Annotated in this window: 15 protein-coding genes; 12 read left to right on the forward strand and 3 right to left on the reverse strand. The window is 66.8% G+C overall.

Going from position 1 to position 15,301, the window contains the following annotated elements:
• Nucleotides 1-25 precede the first annotated feature (25 nt).
• Entirely contained in the window at nucleotides 26-430 is a 405-nt protein-coding gene (locus M1L36_RS20750; protein WP_250875668.1) for a hypothetical protein, read from the reverse strand.
• A 132-nt stretch (nucleotides 431-562) separates the two neighbouring features.
• On the opposite strand from M1L36_RS20750, the gene M1L36_RS20755 reads away from it, so the two are divergent.
• Entirely contained in the window at nucleotides 563-1,039 is a 477-nt protein-coding gene (locus M1L36_RS20755) for a redoxin domain-containing protein (RefSeq protein ID WP_250875669.1), read from the forward strand.
• A 59-nt stretch (nucleotides 1,040-1,098) separates the two neighbouring features.
• On the opposite strand, the gene msrA is transcribed toward M1L36_RS20755, so the two are convergent.
• Together msrA and M1L36_RS20765 are read right to left on the reverse strand one after the other, a co-directional pair.
• Nucleotides 1,099-1,644 (reverse strand): peptide-methionine (S)-S-oxide reductase MsrA, encoded by a 546-nt coding sequence (msrA, locus tag M1L36_RS20760; protein ID WP_250875670.1) that lies wholly within the window; start codon nucleotides 1,642-1,644, stop codon nucleotides 1,099-1,101.
• Nucleotides 1,645-1,767: 123 nt separating this feature from the next.
• Nucleotides 1,768-2,085 (reverse strand): hypothetical protein, encoded by a 318-nt coding sequence (locus tag M1L36_RS20765; RefSeq protein WP_250875671.1) that lies wholly within the window; start codon nucleotides 2,083-2,085, stop codon nucleotides 1,768-1,770.
• 704 nt (nucleotides 2,086-2,789) lie between these two features.
• Here M1L36_RS20765 and M1L36_RS21705 point away from each other — a divergent pair.
• From M1L36_RS21705 to M1L36_RS20810, 11 genes are all read left to right on the forward strand, one after another.
• Complete coding sequence (locus M1L36_RS21705; protein ID WP_369694271.1) at nucleotides 2,790-3,572, forward strand: homing endonuclease associated repeat-containing protein; 783 nt, start codon at nucleotides 2,790-2,792, stop codon at nucleotides 3,570-3,572.
• A gap of 1 nt (nucleotide 3,573) precedes the next feature.
• Nucleotides 3,574-4,380, forward strand: coding sequence for a ParA family protein (locus M1L36_RS20770; protein ID WP_250875672.1), 807 nt, complete (start codon nucleotides 3,574-3,576; stop codon nucleotides 4,378-4,380).
• Nucleotides 4,377-4,874: a DUF8160 family protein gene (locus tag M1L36_RS20775; protein WP_250875673.1), complete on the forward strand. Its 498-nt coding sequence runs from the start codon at nucleotides 4,377-4,379 to the stop codon at nucleotides 4,872-4,874. The genes M1L36_RS20770 and M1L36_RS20775 overlap by 4 nt, the downstream gene beginning before the upstream one ends.
• 1,100 nt (nucleotides 4,875-5,974) lie before the next feature.
• Complete coding sequence (locus tag M1L36_RS20780; RefSeq protein WP_250875674.1) at nucleotides 5,975-7,171, forward strand: Cdc6/Cdc18 family protein; 1,197 nt, start codon at nucleotides 5,975-5,977, stop codon at nucleotides 7,169-7,171.
• Nucleotides 7,172-7,534: 363 nt separating this feature from the next.
• The gene (locus M1L36_RS20785; protein ID WP_250875675.1) at nucleotides 7,535-8,092 is read left to right on the forward strand and encodes a DUF7344 domain-containing protein; all 558 of its coding nucleotides are present in this window, start codon (nucleotides 7,535-7,537) and stop codon (nucleotides 8,090-8,092) included.
• Between the two features lie 487 nt (nucleotides 8,093-8,579).
• Nucleotides 8,580-8,756 (forward strand): DUF7563 family protein, encoded by a 177-nt coding sequence (locus M1L36_RS21770; RefSeq protein ID WP_439954819.1) that lies wholly within the window; start codon nucleotides 8,580-8,582, stop codon nucleotides 8,754-8,756.
• A 605-nt stretch (nucleotides 8,757-9,361) separates the two neighbouring features.
• The gene (gene glmS, locus M1L36_RS20790) at nucleotides 9,362-11,188 is read left to right on the forward strand and encodes a glutamine--fructose-6-phosphate transaminase (isomerizing) (RefSeq protein WP_250875676.1); all 1,827 of its coding nucleotides are present in this window, start codon (nucleotides 9,362-9,364) and stop codon (nucleotides 11,186-11,188) included.
• Nucleotides 11,189-11,520: 332 nt separating this feature from the next.
• Nucleotides 11,521-12,249, forward strand: coding sequence for a DUF4129 domain-containing protein (locus M1L36_RS20795; protein ID WP_250875677.1), 729 nt, complete (start codon nucleotides 11,521-11,523; stop codon nucleotides 12,247-12,249).
• The gene (locus M1L36_RS20800; protein WP_250875678.1) at nucleotides 12,249-12,926 is read left to right on the forward strand and encodes a DUF7269 family protein; all 678 of its coding nucleotides are present in this window, start codon (nucleotides 12,249-12,251) and stop codon (nucleotides 12,924-12,926) included. The genes M1L36_RS20795 and M1L36_RS20800 overlap by 1 nt, the downstream gene beginning before the upstream one ends.
• Nucleotides 12,923-14,353 (forward strand): DUF58 domain-containing protein, encoded by a 1,431-nt coding sequence (locus M1L36_RS20805; RefSeq protein ID WP_250875679.1) that lies wholly within the window; start codon nucleotides 12,923-12,925, stop codon nucleotides 14,351-14,353. The genes M1L36_RS20800 and M1L36_RS20805 overlap by 4 nt, the downstream gene beginning before the upstream one ends.
• Nucleotides 14,353-15,051, forward strand: a complete 699-nt coding sequence (locus tag M1L36_RS20810; protein WP_250875680.1) for a DUF7519 family protein — start codon at nucleotides 14,353-14,355, stop codon at nucleotides 15,049-15,051. The genes M1L36_RS20805 and M1L36_RS20810 overlap by 1 nt, the downstream gene beginning before the upstream one ends.
• Nucleotides 15,052-15,301: the final 250 nt, after the last annotated feature.

A 15,301-nucleotide genomic window follows, 5' to 3' on the forward strand; every position in this document is an offset into this window, starting at 1 on the left:
CGGCCGGTAGCACGAGCTTTCCCGGTCAGTCGAGGACCGCGTCGAGCGAGGGGTCGGCGTCGCCTAACAGCCGTCTGAAGACGGTCGCGGCGTCCTCGTCAGTGATGACCGACGGGGGCGACCAGTCGCCGGTCGCGAGCGCCTCGCGCGTGGCGTCGAACCCCTGGTCGTCGACGTACCACGTCAGCAGGTGGGCGAACTCCCACGCCGCCAGCGGTGCCTCGAACGTCGCGGGTGTCGTCGAGCGCTGGCCGTCGGTCGTACGAGTCCACAACGAGACGTCGTAGCCGTTCGCCTCGCTCTCTGGGACCGACTCCGTCGTCGAGAGGCCACCGCCCGCGTAGACGGCGACCGGGTCGACGGCGACGACCACCCCGTCACGTTCGTACCCCCCATCCCTGTCGTTCCAGCCCGGACACGGAGAGACCATACTCGGCGTGACCGCCACGCGGGGAAAAAACTGTCCGCTCGCGACGGGTCTCGGAGCCTCATAGCCCTCACGCCCGCGGCGAGCACCACCGACAGGGCGAGTGGTTTACCTCGCACGCCCCTTCTATCGGGTATGGTATCCGAAGGCGACAGCGCACCCGACTTCACGGAGAAGGTGGCGACCGGCGACATCGAGGAGTTCACGCTCTCGGAGCGGACGGGCGACGGGCCGCTCGTCCTCGCGACGTTCCCCGGCGCGTTCACGCCGCCGTGTTCGAACGAGATGGTCGCACTCGAAGAGCACCTCGACGACTACGAGGGCGCGGGCGCGACGCTGTACGGGTTGAGCCACGACTCGCCGTTCTCGCTCAACGCGTTCCGTGACGCCCAGGACCTCTCGTTCGACCTCGTCAGCGACATGCGCGGCGACACCATCGAGGCGTACGGGCTCACCACGGACATGCCCGACATCGGCCTCTACGGCGTCGCCAACCGGGCGGTGTTCGTTCTCGACGAGGAGGGGACCGTGACGTACGTCTGGGAGGCAGACGACGCCGGCGAGGACGAACCGGACTACGAGGAGCTACTCGACGCCGTCGAGTCGGCATAAGCGTGGGGGGGGAACTGACAGCGAGCAGGCTACAATAGTCGTCGACGTGGGCTGCTCACTTAGGCCTCCTGTTTCACGCGGTCGGCGAACTTCTCGCGGACCTTCCGGATCTTCGGGTCGGCGTTGAACTGGCAGTAGCCGTCACCGGGGTTCTTCTCGTAGTAGTCCTGGTGGTACGCCTCGGCCTCGTAGAACGTCTCCAGCGGTTCGACCTCGGTGACGATGGGGTCGTCGTAGGCGTCCTCGGCGTCGAGTTCCTCGATGTACGACTCGGCGATGTCGCGTTGCTCCTCGTCGTGGTAGTAGATGGCCGAGCGGTACTGGCTGCCGACGTCCGGTCCCTGACGGTCGACCGTGGTCGGGTCGTGGACGGTGAAGAAGATGGCGAGCAGTTCGGGATAGTCGATGACCGACGGGTCGTACTCGACCTGCACGACCTCGGCGTGACCGGTCTCACCCGAGCAGACCGCCTCGTAGGTGGGGTCCTCGACGTGGCCGCCGGCGTACCCCGAGGTCACTGCCAGAACGCCCTCGACCTCCTTGTACACCGCCTCGGTACACCAGAAACAGCCACCGCCGACGGTGGCGAGTCGTGTCTCGCTCATACCCTGGCTAGGTAACTCCGACGGTTAACTCCGGCGCGTCCGTGGAATTTCGCCGGTATCTCGCGTGGAACAGACGCGTCGTCGACGGCCCGGTCGCGAACCGGACACCGATCGGCTGCCCACTCAAGCCGACAGCGCGTCGAGGTCCAGGCCGAACGTGAGGCCGTCGCCCTCGACCGAGCGAGTACACGGCACCGTCTCGCCTTCGAGCGACGTGACATCGTCGAGCGCGAGGCTGTAGGCGTCGAGCAGCGTCTTCAAGCGGCAGTTCATTCCCCAGACCGGCGGCACGGTCAGTTCTTCTTCGAAGCGGTCGCCGCTCGGGAGACCGAGCACCACGGTCACGGTCGGGTCGTCGACGCGGACGGCGACGACGGGGAGTTCGTCCAGGCTCCCCCGTGTCGCGGTGAGCGAACGCGCGGTCTCGTCGATGTCGGGCATACGAGCGCGTTCGGCCGACGTGTGATAATCCCATCCGTCCCTCACGAGGGCGGTGACACCGACGCGCAGCACCCCGACCGAGCCACGTAGGTTTGGACAAAAACCGTCTCTTCCGTCAGAACCGTCTCGGACGCCCCAGCGGTGTCGACCGGAGTCACCGAGCGAACAGGACACGACCAGTTCGGCTAATTTGGACGGTTTGGATGCCCCACCCGTAATCATTGGGTTGTACAGTTTGTACGATTTTTACGGTTTGGACAGTTTGTGCGGTTTGTACAGCTCGTAGAGTTTGCATGTACTGTATCGTTCGGCGAGGCCGGACGGTTCGGCCAAGGATGGGTGGTCACCAGTTCATCAGTCGACGTCCACGGGAGGACGGCGTCCCGTCGACCCGAGCGCCGCGGTCGACTGAACACACGACGTTTCCGGTGAAACCACGCCCCAGAGCGCACGAGAAGCAATCTTCCACCGGCGTCGTACGGTCCGAGAACGGCGGCGGTTCGTCCAGGGCGGACGCGCGAGACGATTCGACCGGGCGAATGAGATGGGACGGACCGGATGGTTCGCCCATCCAAACTGGTTTGGATAGACGAGACACGTCGGACAGTTCGGACGCAACGTACACGTCTGACATACTGTTAAGGCGACCCGTCCGAACCGGTTCGTATGAACTGGACAACAGAACAGACCACAGGGGAGCAACGATGACTTGCCAGAGTCCGAACCGGGCAGACCAAAATGATGCCAGCGTTCAGTGTCAACACGAGAACTGTGTTCGCCGGTTTGGTACAGAATGGGCACGGAAAATCCACCACACACAGGTACACACCAACGGCCCTTCCGACGAAGAGTTCCTTGCTGCGCTCCGACGACTGGCTGACGAACTGGAGAGGACACCGCGAAAAAAGGACATGGACCTGCAAGGACCCCACTCGTCCCCCACCTACCAGGATCGGTTCGGCTCTTGGAACGATGCACTAGAACGGGCCGGTCTGGAGCCGAACCTCGTGCACGACACGGCAAGGAAAGTCGAGTGTGACTCGTGCAGTCGGTCGATCGTCCGTCAACCCTACAAGCTTCAAGAGAACGAACACCAGTTCTGTTCGAAGGAATGCTACGGCGATTGGAAGGCGAAGAACCCTGGCGAGTTGATGCTATCAAGTCAGACAGGGAAAGCGAGCCCAGTCTGGAAGGGTGGTTATGTGTCACCAGAGTACGGACCGAACTGGCGTGCGATACGGAGAGGCGTCCTCAACCGTGATGAACACGTGTGTCAATCCTGCACTATGACCGAAGAGGAGCACGTCGAGGAGTATGGTCGTTCCCTGAACATCCATCATATCAGACCTGTGAAGTCGTTCGAAAGCCCTGAGCAATCTCATTCGATGGCCAACCTAGTCACACTCTGTACGCCTTGTCACGGTATTTACGAAGGTCACCAGTGTCGTCCGATTACTGCGCGAATACTCCCGAGGGAGGCTTGGTAAAATGACCAAAAGATTGTCATTTTCAAATCAAAAGGGAGGGGTGGGCAAGACCACGATTGCTATCAACGTCGCCGGAGCGCTCAACGCCCGCGGCCGCGACGTGCTGTTCGTCGACCTCGACCCACAGGGCAACGCGACCGAAGGGCTGGGCTTTCGCGAGGCGTACGACGAGGCCCCGCCGAGCCTGTTCGACGTGCTCACCGACCCCGAGCAGCGCGAGTCGTTCCCCGACCTGATCCGCGAGCACGCCGAGATGGACGTCGTCCCCTCGAACATCGACATGACCGCGGCCGAACCCGAGCTGACGCTATCGCGACGAGGCGGCGAGCAGCTCGCGCTCGCCTTGGAGACCGTCGAGGCCGACTACGACTACGTGCTCGTCGACTGCCCGCCACACCTGGGCTACCTGACCGACAACGGCCTGCACGCGACCCAGAACCTGCTCATCCCCGCGCTCGCGGAGTCGACGAGCAAGCGCGCGCTCGAACTGCTGTTCGACCACGTCGAGGCGCTGGAACTCGACTACGACATCACCATCGAGGAGCGAGGCGTCGTCGCCAACCGGGTCGAGACGACCAACGAGGGGACGGCGATGCTGGAGTGGTTCGACGAGGCGTTCCCGGACATCCCGGTCTGGGAGGTGCGCAAGCGCGTCGCCCTCCAGCGGGCGTTCTCGGCGGGCGTCTCGCTGTTCGAGTACGACGCCGACGTCGACATGACCGAGACGTTCCTCGACGTCGCGGCGGACCTGGACGCGCAGTTCGGGTTCGAAGAGCCAGCCGCGGCGACGCCGGAGGCGGGCCGATGAGCGACGACGACCGGGCGAGTCGCCTCCGCTCGCGACGGGGCCGAGCCCGCCAGCGCGTCGAGGAGCGACAACAGGCCGCAGAGGCAGCAGAGACGGCGGAGGCCACCGAGACGACCGGTACGACCGACGAGGCAAGCGCCGACGGACGAGACGAGCGCGCGACCGGGGCCGACGGTGTCGAGCAGTCGGCGGACGACGCGAGTGCGGAGAGCGCGGACACCGACGCGACGGCCGGTGCCGACGGTCGGTCCGACACGGGTGCGGACGGTGGAAGCGTCAAGGCCGAGCGCGTCGGGACGTACATGTACCTCCCCGAGACCCAGAAGCGCGAACTCGAACGCGTGTACGGGACGCTGAAGGTCCAGTACGAGTACGAGTACGACGAGGAGTTCGAGAAGAACCGCCACTTCTTCCCGGCGGTCGTCCGCCACGGACTTGAGACCCTCGACGGGATGGACGCCGCCGACGTCCGCGCGATCGTCGACGACCTGTGAGCCGACTGAACACTGGACACACCACGTTTCCGGTGAACACCGACAGAGCGTCCCCACCGAGACGGACGGTGAACCACCCCACCGACGAGGGAACACACACCGGGTTTCCGGTGAAACGGCGGGACGTCTCGCTCCGGACTCGACGACGACCACGAGGGCGACACACCGGGTTTCCGGTGAAACCACCGCACGCCGTTCCAGTCGATGCACGGGAAACGGAGGTTCGAACGCGGGCCGTCGGCGAGACACACACACCACGTTTCCGGTGAAACGGCCTCCGAGCGGGGGTGGGGGGTGAGCGACGTCGGCCGTTCCGAACGCGAACGTGGGCGACGGCATCGAGCGCGAACGCCCACCCGCGACCGAACCGGAGTCGTCGAGACCAGCCATCGTCGGGAGCGAGAGACGCTGACGGCTGCGTCCGTCACGAGACGACAGAACGGACGGGTCGGAACGGAGCAGAACGGGGAGTCCTGCAGCAGTGCCGTGTCGTTCAGGGGAGGACTCATTCCCTCAACCGACTCAGTTCCACTTTCAGTTTCACTCTACCACTCACTTACAAGTACTCAACCAGCGAAAAGTCCATCAAGTCAGTTTTAGCCAAATAAGAGAACGGCAAGCGTCGTTCTCTCGATCGATCTCTTGCAAGTGAACTCGACCCGTCGGTCGAGAATCTAGTTTCCGGCGTTCCGACCGACTGTCGTGGTGGTTGCGCTCTCGTCGTCGCGTCCCTCGTCGTCGTCGTCGACGGTGTACGGTCGACGGACGGTCGACTGAGCTTGTCTGGAGCCTCTCTCACTCCTCACTCGGCAGGCGACGCCCCCGAGACGGGTTCGAGGGACACACCGCGTTTCCGGTGAATCGGTCCGCCCCGACAGCTACTACCCACCCTTCGCCTCCACCCACCCCCACCCTCGAAGGCGATTTCACCGGAAACGTGGTGTGTGTGTGCGGTCTGTGGATTCTGTTGGAACAAAGTCAGAAGTTGTTCAATGTGGTGGTTTTCGACGGAGCAAAAGGACGAGTGATAGAATATCACTTTCACCAGCCTGTATGGGGAACAGTCAAGACGTTTCACCGGAAACGCGGTGTGTACCCAGATGTCCGACGCCGACGACCTGTTCATCCGGGAGGACCCGGTGTTCGTGAACAAGGAGCTCCTGGAGATCAACCACCTCCCCGACGAGGGCCGAATCGTCGGCCGGGACGCCGAGATCAGTCAGCTCGCCAACGCGGTCAACCCCGCCATCTTCGGGCAGAGCCCGAGCAACGTCCTCATCTACGGGAAGACGGGGACGGGAAAGTCGCTGTGTGCGAAGTACGTCTCCGGACGGCTCATCGACACCGCCGAGGAGGAGGGCGTGACGACGGACTTCGCGTACGTCGACTGCGCCCAGGACTCGACGGAGACCCAGGCGGTCCAGACCATCGCGAGTTCGCTCAACGATCCCGAGCAGACGGGGGTGAACATCCCCGACAAGGGAATCGCGACGGCGACGTACTACAAACGGCTGTGGACCATCCTCGACGAGTGTTACGACGTCGTGCTCGTCATCCTCGACGAGATCGACAAGCTCGACAGCGACGACATCCTGATGCAGCTCTCGCGGGCGGGCGAGGCCGGCAAACTCACCGACTGCAAGATCGGCGTCATCGGCATCTCGAACAAGATCAAGTACAAAGACCGGATGGACGAGCGCGTCAAGTCGAGTCTCTGTGAACGCGAGTTCGTCTTCCCCCCCTACGACGCCGCCCAGTTGGGCGACATCATGCAGGCGCGTTCGGACGCGTTCCGCGAGGGTGTGCTCGACGACTCTGTCATCCCGCGCGCCGCCGCGCTCGCCGCCCGCGAACACGGGGACGCCCGGAAGGCCATCGACATCCTCCGGTACGCCGGCGAGATTGCCCAGTCGACCGGTGCGGAGGTCGTCCAGGAGGACTTCGTCGTCCAGGCTCGCCAGCGCGCCGAGACCGACCGCTTTCGCGAACTCATCCGCGGCTCGACGCCCCACGCGCGCTACGTGTTGCAGGCGTTGACGCTGCTGTCGCTCAACGAGGGCGACGACGAGGCGTTCCGGACGACGCGCATCTACGAGTTGTACGAGCAGGTGTGTCGCCAGGAGGGGTCGGAGTCGCTATCGCTCCGCCGGGTTCGAGACCTCCTCAAGGAACACGCCTTCCTCGACGTCATCGAACAGTCGCGCCACAGCGGCGGCTCCGCGGAGGGGAGCTACACCGAACACCGGCTGCTCGAGGACCCCGAGGTCGTCCAGAGCGTCCTGATGGACACCGAGTGAACCGAGGGCGACCCGTACGTCTCGAAAGTATGATTGTCACACACAGTTGACTTAACGGCGTATTTCACCGGAAACCCGGTGTGTCCGTCGTCCGGCCGTTCCCGGTGGCGTGGTCGAACCTCCCACCTCTCTCGCGCGCGCCCCAGTGCCACCGACACCTGTGTCGTCGGTTCGCTGTCGTCTGGCGAATGATTTAAGTGGTGACAGTCAAACGCCCAGAACGACGCGGTAGTGTCGCCCTCCGTACGGTCTCTGGGCGTGCCGACCAATCTGTCGGCGGGCACTGGTCAGACCTTACCAAACTGTTTTGGTTCCACCTTGAAGACCGCTGGCCGTCTCGGGAGATGTGAAGGTCACGAACTCATGAACGCAACGGGAGTCACCGAAACCGAAGCCGAGGCCGACGTAGAGCCGAGCGCCCCCGAGACGCTCGCGAAAGACGACCTCTTCCACCTGCTCCAGAACGAGCGCCGCCGCCGCGCGGTCCAGTATCTGGTCGAACAGGAGGGGAGCGTCGACATGGGCAGCATCGCCGAACACATCGCCGCCCTGGAGAACGACATCAGCGTCGCCCAGTTGACGTCGGCCCAGCGAAAGCGCGTCTACGTCGGACTGTATCAGTGTCACCTGCCGAAACTCGACGAGGCCGGCGTCATCGACTACGACAAGAACCGCGGGACGGTCAGCCGGACCCCCCTCACCGACAGCCTCGTCCCGTACCTGACGGTCGAGAACGGCGAGGAGGAGACGGACGCTGCCGCCGAGTTCGCGGTCGTCCAGTACCCCGCCGCGGTGACGGCGCTCGCCGCCGTCCTCACCGTCGCCGGGTGGGCCTCCGTGCTCCCGGCGACGGGTCTCTGGCTCCCGACGGTGCTCACGCTCGCGTTCGCCGCCGCGACGGTGGCGACCGCAGTTCGCTGACCGGTCTCGCTGACTCCTGTTCTCGTCTCAGTTCTCGCCGTCGTTCGTCTCGCTGTCGGTTCGTCCACGACGAGTCGAACGGCCGCGGTCCAGCCGTCCAGCTAACCCCCCACCCGTCGAACGTCGCCGAGTGCCGGCACGCCCGGAGGGGCCCCCGACCTCTCGCTCGACTCCGGTCCTGTCGACGACCGCTTTCCGGTCGGTCCCTCCCATCGACTCTCCGCTGTGCCGTTCCGTCATCGACCGTCTTCGACCGTCTTCCCCCGTCGGCCACCGGTGACCGTTCCTCGACCACCGGCGGCCGTCGTTGACCACCGAACGGCACGTAGCGACCACCTTCCCGACCGAACGGTCGACCTCGGGCAGTATGCCGCGCAGTAACACGACTTCGATACTCCCGAATTTTAGCGAGTAGAACCCCACTAACCGCCGTTATACTGCTGATAGCAAAGGACCTGTCCTGTGTTGTCCCAGTCGGTGTCGAACGATGGATGTTGTAAACTCTGCGCGACCGACTGACTCCCAGCGGCGGTGTAACAACTGTGGCGAATTCGTCACTCGACAGTTCGTCCGCGTGTTCGGCGACAACGCCGACGAGGTCTACGGCTGTCTCAGCTGTGGAACGGCCCGTGACCTCAGAGATGGCAAACAGATCGTCCCGTAGCGACGGGCGACCCGTCGTTCCTGTCATTCCGCGGTACCTGTCATGTCCGCGGCCGGTGACGGCCGCACTCGTTCCTGTCGACCCGCCCGGCTGGTAGGTCGGGCGGTGGTCTCACGTCCCCCAGCGACGGCGCTGGTCCGGGAGTCCACGTCACGTCCTCGTTCCGTGCGTTCGTCCGCCGACGGAGTCGGCGACTCCGTCCGCGGGTCGCACGCGCGCAGCGCTCGACCATCTCGACAGCGCCGGGTCTCTCGACCCCCCGACAGCATCGGGTCTCCCCGGAGACCACGTCGGACCGGTCGGGCCACCCGTCGTCCCTCACCACTGGCCGTCCGCCGCCGGCCGGACGTGGTGAGCGGGCCGAGCGGCGTGGCTCTCGGCGACTCCCCGATGTCGGCGGTTCGGTACGCCTCCCTCCGACTGTATGGACCCCGTAAACCGCACGACTGCGGTCGGTTTCTCGACGAGAAGTACCGTGAGACTGACGGTCGTGTTCGACTGACTTACACGCCGCATAATAATGTGTCGTAGCTGAGTACGTCGGAGTTAGTGAGGTCGCACGACGCGCGTGTCACGGGGCACGTCTCGCCGACCTCGTATTAGCCATGTGTGGAATCATCGCGTGTATCGGAGCGGACGACGCGGCCGGAGACCTGCTGACCGGCCTCGAGAACCTCGAGTATCGGGGCTACGACTCGGCCGGCGTCGCCGTCCAGAACGGGAGTGGTATCGCCGTGCGGAAGCGAGCGGGCCAGATCAGCGAGCTCGACGCGGCCGTCGCGTCCGACACCCCTGCCGGTCGGGTCGGCATCGGGCACACTCGCTGGTCGACTCACGGCCCGCCGACCGACGAGAACGCCCACCCCCACACCAGTCAGTCCGGGCGGGTCGCCGTCGTTCACAACGGTATCATCGAGAACTACGAAGCGCTCCGCGCGCGCCTGCGTGAAGAGGGCTACACGTTCCGCAGTGACACGGACACGGAGGTCGTCCCACACCTCGTCGAACACTACATGGAGGAGGGGCTGGACGTCGAGACCGCGTTCGAGCGCACGCTCGACGACCTGGAGGGGAGCTACGCCATCGCGCTGCTCGTCGACGGCGAGGACGTGGTGTACGCCGCTCGGCAGGACTCGCCGCTCGTGCTCGGCCTCGTCGACGAGGGGACCGACCGTCAGCGCTACTACCTCGCCAGCGACGTCCCCGCGTTCCTGGAGTTCACCGACCAGGTCGTCTACCTCGAAGACGGCGACGTCGTCACCGTCGACGGCGACGGCTACCGGCTGACGAACCGCCACGAGGACGGTCCCGTCACGCGCACGCCCGAGACGGTCGAGTGGAGCGCCGAGGAGACCGGGAAAGGCGAGTACGACCACTACATGCGAAAGGAGATCGACGCCCAGCCGGAGGCGCTCCGGGGGACGCTCGCGGGCCGTATCGACGGCGACGACGTCCACCTGGAGGAGTTCCCGCCGGGGACGTTCGAGGGCGTCGAGCACGTCCACCTGCTCGCCTGCGGGACGTCGTACCACGCCGCGCTCGTCGCCGCCCGCCAGCTCACCCGCGCGGGCCTCCCGACGAGCGCGTTCCGCGCGAGCGAGTACTACGACCTCCAGCCGGTCGACGAGTCGACGCTCGCCGTCGCCGTCACGCAGTCCGGCGAGACCGCAGACACGCTCGGGGCGCTCCGACGCGCTCGCGAGGCCGACGCCCGCACCGCCGCGGTGACGAACGTCGTCGGGTCGTCGGTGTCGCGGGAGGCCGACGACACGCTGTACATCCGTGCTGGCCCCGAAATCGGCGTCGCCGCGACCAAGACGTTCACCTCACAGGTCGTCGCGCTGACGCTCCTGACCCACCGCATCGCGAGCGACAGCGAAGCGGGGACGGTCCGGGAGGACGCTGCGGAGTTCCTCGCCGCGCTGGAGGCGTTCCCGAACGCCGTCGAGGAGCTGCTGGCGACGACCGACGCCCGGACGGTCAGCGACGACAACATGGGCCGGGACGCGCACTTCTTCATCGGTCGGGACTTCGAGTACCCGGTCGCGCTGGAGGGGGCGTTGAAGTTCAAGGAGATCACCTACGAGCACGCCGAGGGGTTCGCCTCCGGCGAGCTGAAACACGGTCCGCTCGCGCTCGTCACCACCGATACGACGGTGTACGCGCTGTTGACCGGCGAGCGCGGCGAGGAGACGCTGAAGAACGCCGAGGAGGCCAAAGCCCGCGGGACGCACGTCGTCGCCATCGCCCCGGAGGGGATGGACGTCGGCGGCGTCGCCGGCGAGGTGTTGCGCGTCCCGGACACGCACCCGGACCTCGCGGGCCTGCTCGCGAACGTCCAGCTCCAGTTGGTGTCGTACCACACCGCCTACGGTCTGGGCCGCTCCATCGACAAACCGCGCAACCTCGCGAAGTCCGTCACCGTCGAGTGACCATCGTCGACTGACTGGCTTCGCCACCACACGCCGGCGTCGCCGTCGCTCTCCTCCCTCGTTCGCCCGCGACGCTCAGACGGCCGGTCGCGCGAAATCTCTTCGACCAGCAGGCGTGCCCCGTGCGATTCTATCGCCCAGTGGCCGTCGCTACCCCCGGCGGCCGTCGGTCGGTCGTCGACTGTCCCACCGAGGGTGTCGAGCGGTAAAACGACCGCAACCGACGGTCACGAACGTGTAGCTGCCGATTAACTATGACCGCGAGCGGTGCTTTCTCTACCAACGACCGTGATGTCAACCGATACGTCGAGTCCCACGGAGCGAGGCGACCCATGAGTGGCGACCGGGTCGTCGCGCTCGCCGTGGCGCTCCTCTGCATCGTCGCGATGGGGGTCTCTGCGACTACGTTGGAATCGTCCCTCTCGTCGGACCCCGACGAGGTCATCGACCTCGACTTCGAGAACGTCCCCTTCGGGAACGACCAGGCCAAGAAGGTCAAAGAGGAGGTCAAGACGAACAAGGACGCCCCGAAAGAGGAGGTGAAAGACACCTCGCCCCAGCAGCAGTCACAGAGTCAACAGGAGCAGGAGCAACCCGACGGTGGCGACCAGGGTCCCGGTGAGGAGCAGTCGCTCTGGGACCAGCTGCTCGACCTGCTGTTAGCGCTGCTCCCGTACCTGCTGGCGGTGTTGCTGTTGCTCGCGGCGGCCGTCGTCGCCCGCCGGTACGGCTCCCGCCTGCTGGCGCTGTTCATGGCGCTGTTCCCCCAGCGCCACGGCGGCGAGGACACGACGGGCACCGAGTGGGTCGCCGACCCGCGCAACGAGATCGAACGCGCGTGGCTCGCGATGACCGACCGCGCAGGTATCGCCCGTCCCCGCCAGATGACGACCGCCGAGTGTGCGGACGCGGCCGTCGCTGCGGGCCTCGACCGCGACGCGGTCTCCTCGCTGCGCTCGGTGTTCGAGAACGTCCGGTACGGCACCCAGCCCATCACCGACGAGGACGCCCGACGCGCCCGTGAGTCGCTGCGCCGGATGAACCTCGGAGGGAAGGTCTGATGGCGTCGCTGCGCCGCGCCCTCTGGTACCTGTTCGTCGTCCTCGGCGTCCTCGTCTTCGGCGGGGCGATGGCGGTCGTCCTCGTCCCCGGACTCGGCGAGGCGCTGCCCGTCGACGCCGCCATCACCGCGCTCGGGAGCGACTACCTCGTCGTCGCCGGTCTGGCCGTCGTCGCCCTCGGCGTCCTCGTCGTCATGCTCGTCGCGCGTGCGGCCAGCAGCGTCGACGAGGCCGCCCCCCCCGAACCGGAGTACGTCGAGTACGTCCCGGTGCTGGGCGCGGAGTTCGACGACCTCGTCGACGACGGCCTCGGCGTCCGAGAGACGTACTTCTCGGACCGTCCCGAGGAGGTCCGCGAGGACCTGCGCGAGCAGGCGACGCGGACGCTGATGCGAGCGCGCGGCGTCGCCCGAGAGGACGCCCGCGCACTCGTCGAGTCCGGCCGCTGGACCGACGACGAGGCGGCCAGCCAGTTCCTCGCGACCAACGGTGCTGCGCCCCGCTCGGCACGCATCCGGGCGGCGCTACGCGGCGAGTCGTGGCTCCAGTACGGGGCGCGTGCCGCCGCCGACGAGATCGTCGCCGTCGCCCGCGAGGCCGCCTCGAACGGGACGGCGTCGACGAGCGACCCGGGTGAGACGCCCGGTCCGACCGGGACGCCCGGAGGTGCCCAATGAGCAACGCTACTGCCGACACGACGACGAAGGCCCGGGCGACGAACACGGACGCGGCGACGGACGCGGACGCCGCGACCGACGCCGAGGTCGAGACGGCCACGTCGTCCAGCTACGGCCAGCGAGTCTCGACGGACGCCGACGGCGACGACCTGGTCGTCGAGGGCGAGCGCCGCCGGACCGGTCGGTGGCGTGGCATCGTCGCCGTCGCGCTGTTCGCCAGCGCGGTCGGCGTCCTCGCGAACACGCCGTTCCTGTTGCTCGCGACGGTGCCGGTCGCCGCCTACGCCGCCTACCCCCGACTGACGGGGTCGCCGTCGGCCACGCTCGCCGTCGAGCGGGTCATCGACGACGACACGCCAGACCGGGGCGACGACGTGGAGGTCACCGTCCGCATCACCAACACCGGCCGCTGGCCGCTGACCGACGTGCGGTTCGTCGACGGCGTCCCGCCGATGCTCGCGGTGCGCGAGGGGTCGCCCCGACACGCGACGTTCCTCTGGCCGGGGACGACGACGGAGTTCTCCTACACCGTCGGCGCGGAGTACGGCCGCCACCAGTTCGACCCCGTCACAGCCCTCCTGCGGGACGTCTCCGGGGGGACCGAACTCGAAGCAGAGGTCGACTGCGACCCCGCGACGGTGCTCACCTGCACCGACGCGGTGCCCGAGGTGCCGCTGCGAAAACAGACCCGCCACTCGACGGGCCGCCTCGTCACCGACGACGGCGGGGCGGGTATCGAGTTCCACCGCACCCGCGAGTACCAGAAGGGCGACCCGATGAGCCGAATCGACTGGAAGCGCTACGCGAAGACGGGCCAGCTGACGACCGTCGAGTTCCGCGAGGAGCGGGCGGCGACCATCGTGTTGCTCGTCGACGCACGGCCGAGCGCCTACCGCGCCAGCGCCGAGGGCGAACCCCACGGGCTGGCGTACAACCTCGCGGGTGCGGAACAGCTGTTGACCGCGCTCGGCGAGACCCGTGACTACGTGGGTCTCGCCGCCATCGGCCGGGAGTTCTGCTGGCTCGCCGCGGGCGTCGGCCTCGAACACGAGTTGACCGCTCGCGAACTGCTCGCGACCCACCCAGTGCTCTCGACGGTGCCGCCCGACGAGGACCCGACCGACCCCGACGAGCAGGCCGCCGAACTCCGGAAGCGGCTGTCGGGTGACGCACAGGTCGTCCTCCTCTCGCCGCTGGGCGACGAGTACATCACGTCGCTGGCGCTGTCGCTGGAGGCCAGCGGTCACCCCGTCACGGTCGTCTCGCCGGACGTCACGAGCGACGCGACGGTCGGCTCGCGGCTGGCGGGCGTCGACCGCGAAAACCGCATCAGCTCGCTCCGGCAGGCCGAAATTCCGGTCGTCGACTGGACGGTCGACGAACCGCTCGGCACCACCATCGTCAACTCGACGGAGGTGATGGACTGATGCGCGTCGACTACCGACCGCGTCGAGTCAGTTCGGCCATCGCCGTCCTCGCGGCGGCCGGGAGCGTCGCGGCGCTCGCGACGGTCTCCGAACAGTACCTCGCCGTCGGCATCTCGCTCGCCGGCGTGCTCGTCCTCGCGTTCGGGGCCGCCGTCTACCGTCGCGGCCTCCGAGTGCTCGGAGTTCCCATCGCGCTCGTCGGCGTCGCCGTCGGGTTCGCCGGGTTCGGCGTCGGCGTCTCGCTCGTCGGCGTCTACGACCGCAGCTTCACGTACACGGGCGAACTCATCGGGCTACTGGGCCTGCCGTTCATCGCGCTCGGCGTGTTGCCGGTCCACCGACGGCTGTCGCGACGGCTCGTCTCGCTGGGGTTCGCGTTCCTCGTCCTCGGCGTCGTGTTCACCGGCGCGGTCAACGGGACCGGTCCCGACCCCATCCCGCTGTTGCTGGGCATCGTCGCCGCCATCGTCGCCTGGGACGCCGGCGAGCAGGCCATCAACCTCGGCGACCAGCTCGGGAGCGACGCGCGAACCTGGCCCGCCGAACTGTCTCACTCCGGCGGCACCGCGGTGTTCGGCGGCCTCAGCGTCGGCACCGGTCTGGTGATGTTCAACGCCGACATCACCGGCCTCCCGCTCGAGAGCCTGCTGTTGCTCCTCGGTGCGGCGCTCGTGTTGATGGTCGCGCTGTACAAGTAGCGCTCTCACAGCGGCGAATCGCTCGAACGCCCCCTTCCCTCTCGCGCTCTCCCATCCCCCAGCGACGCGGCCGCTCCGCATCCGCCGCCACGCCTCACCCCACCGGCCGTCGTTCGCTTCGGTCTCTCGGCTGTTCCACCGTCTCGGTCAACGTCGTCGCCGTCGCCACTCGCGTCTTGGTGTGGCGATGCGCACAGGCTCGGGCCGTTCGTGGCCGTCCCGTGCTCGACGCGCCGCGTGGGTGTCGTTC

The organism is Halomarina rubra, assembly GCF_023699475.1.
Taxonomy (GTDB): domain Archaea; phylum Halobacteriota; class Halobacteria; order Halobacteriales; family Haloarculaceae; genus Halomarina; species Halomarina rubra.

Bases quoted from the DNA above. Each gene is read 5' to 3' on its own strand.
- M1L36_RS20770 (WP_250875672.1), top strand. From the start codon at position 3,574: ATGACCAAAAGATTGTCATTTTCAAATCAAAAGGGAGGGGTGGGCAAG.
- M1L36_RS20795 (WP_250875677.1), top strand. From the start codon at position 11,521: ATGAGTGGCGACCGGGTCGTCGCGCTCGCCGTGGCGCTCCTCTGCATC.
- M1L36_RS20805 (WP_250875679.1), top strand. From the start codon at position 12,923: ATGAGCAACGCTACTGCCGACACGACGACGAAGGCCCGGGCGACGAAC.
- M1L36_RS20750 (WP_250875668.1), bottom strand. From the start codon at position 430: ATGGTCTCTCCGTGTCCGGGCTGGAACGACAGGGATGGGGGGTACGAA.
- M1L36_RS20765 (WP_250875671.1), bottom strand. From the start codon at position 2,085: ATGCCCGACATCGACGAGACCGCGCGTTCGCTCACCGCGACACGGGGG.
- M1L36_RS20780 (WP_250875674.1), top strand. From the start codon at position 5,975: ATGTCCGACGCCGACGACCTGTTCATCCGGGAGGACCCGGTGTTCGTG.
- M1L36_RS20785 (WP_250875675.1), top strand. From the start codon at position 7,535: ATGAACGCAACGGGAGTCACCGAAACCGAAGCCGAGGCCGACGTAGAG.
- M1L36_RS20810 (WP_250875680.1), top strand. From the start codon at position 14,353: ATGCGCGTCGACTACCGACCGCGTCGAGTCAGTTCGGCCATCGCCGTC.
- glmS (WP_250875676.1), top strand. From the start codon at position 9,362: ATGTGTGGAATCATCGCGTGTATCGGAGCGGACGACGCGGCCGGAGAC.
- msrA (WP_250875670.1), bottom strand. From the start codon at position 1,644: ATGAGCGAGACACGACTCGCCACCGTCGGCGGTGGCTGTTTCTGGTGT.
- M1L36_RS21705 (WP_369694271.1), top strand. From the start codon at position 2,790: ATGACTTGCCAGAGTCCGAACCGGGCAGACCAAAATGATGCCAGCGTT.
- M1L36_RS20775 (WP_250875673.1), top strand. From the start codon at position 4,377: ATGAGCGACGACGACCGGGCGAGTCGCCTCCGCTCGCGACGGGGCCGA.
- M1L36_RS20800 (WP_250875678.1), top strand. From the start codon at position 12,249: ATGGCGTCGCTGCGCCGCGCCCTCTGGTACCTGTTCGTCGTCCTCGGC.
- M1L36_RS20755 (WP_250875669.1), top strand. From the start codon at position 563: ATGGTATCCGAAGGCGACAGCGCACCCGACTTCACGGAGAAGGTGGCG.
- M1L36_RS21770 (WP_439954819.1), top strand. From the start codon at position 8,580: ATGGATGTTGTAAACTCTGCGCGACCGACTGACTCCCAGCGGCGGTGT.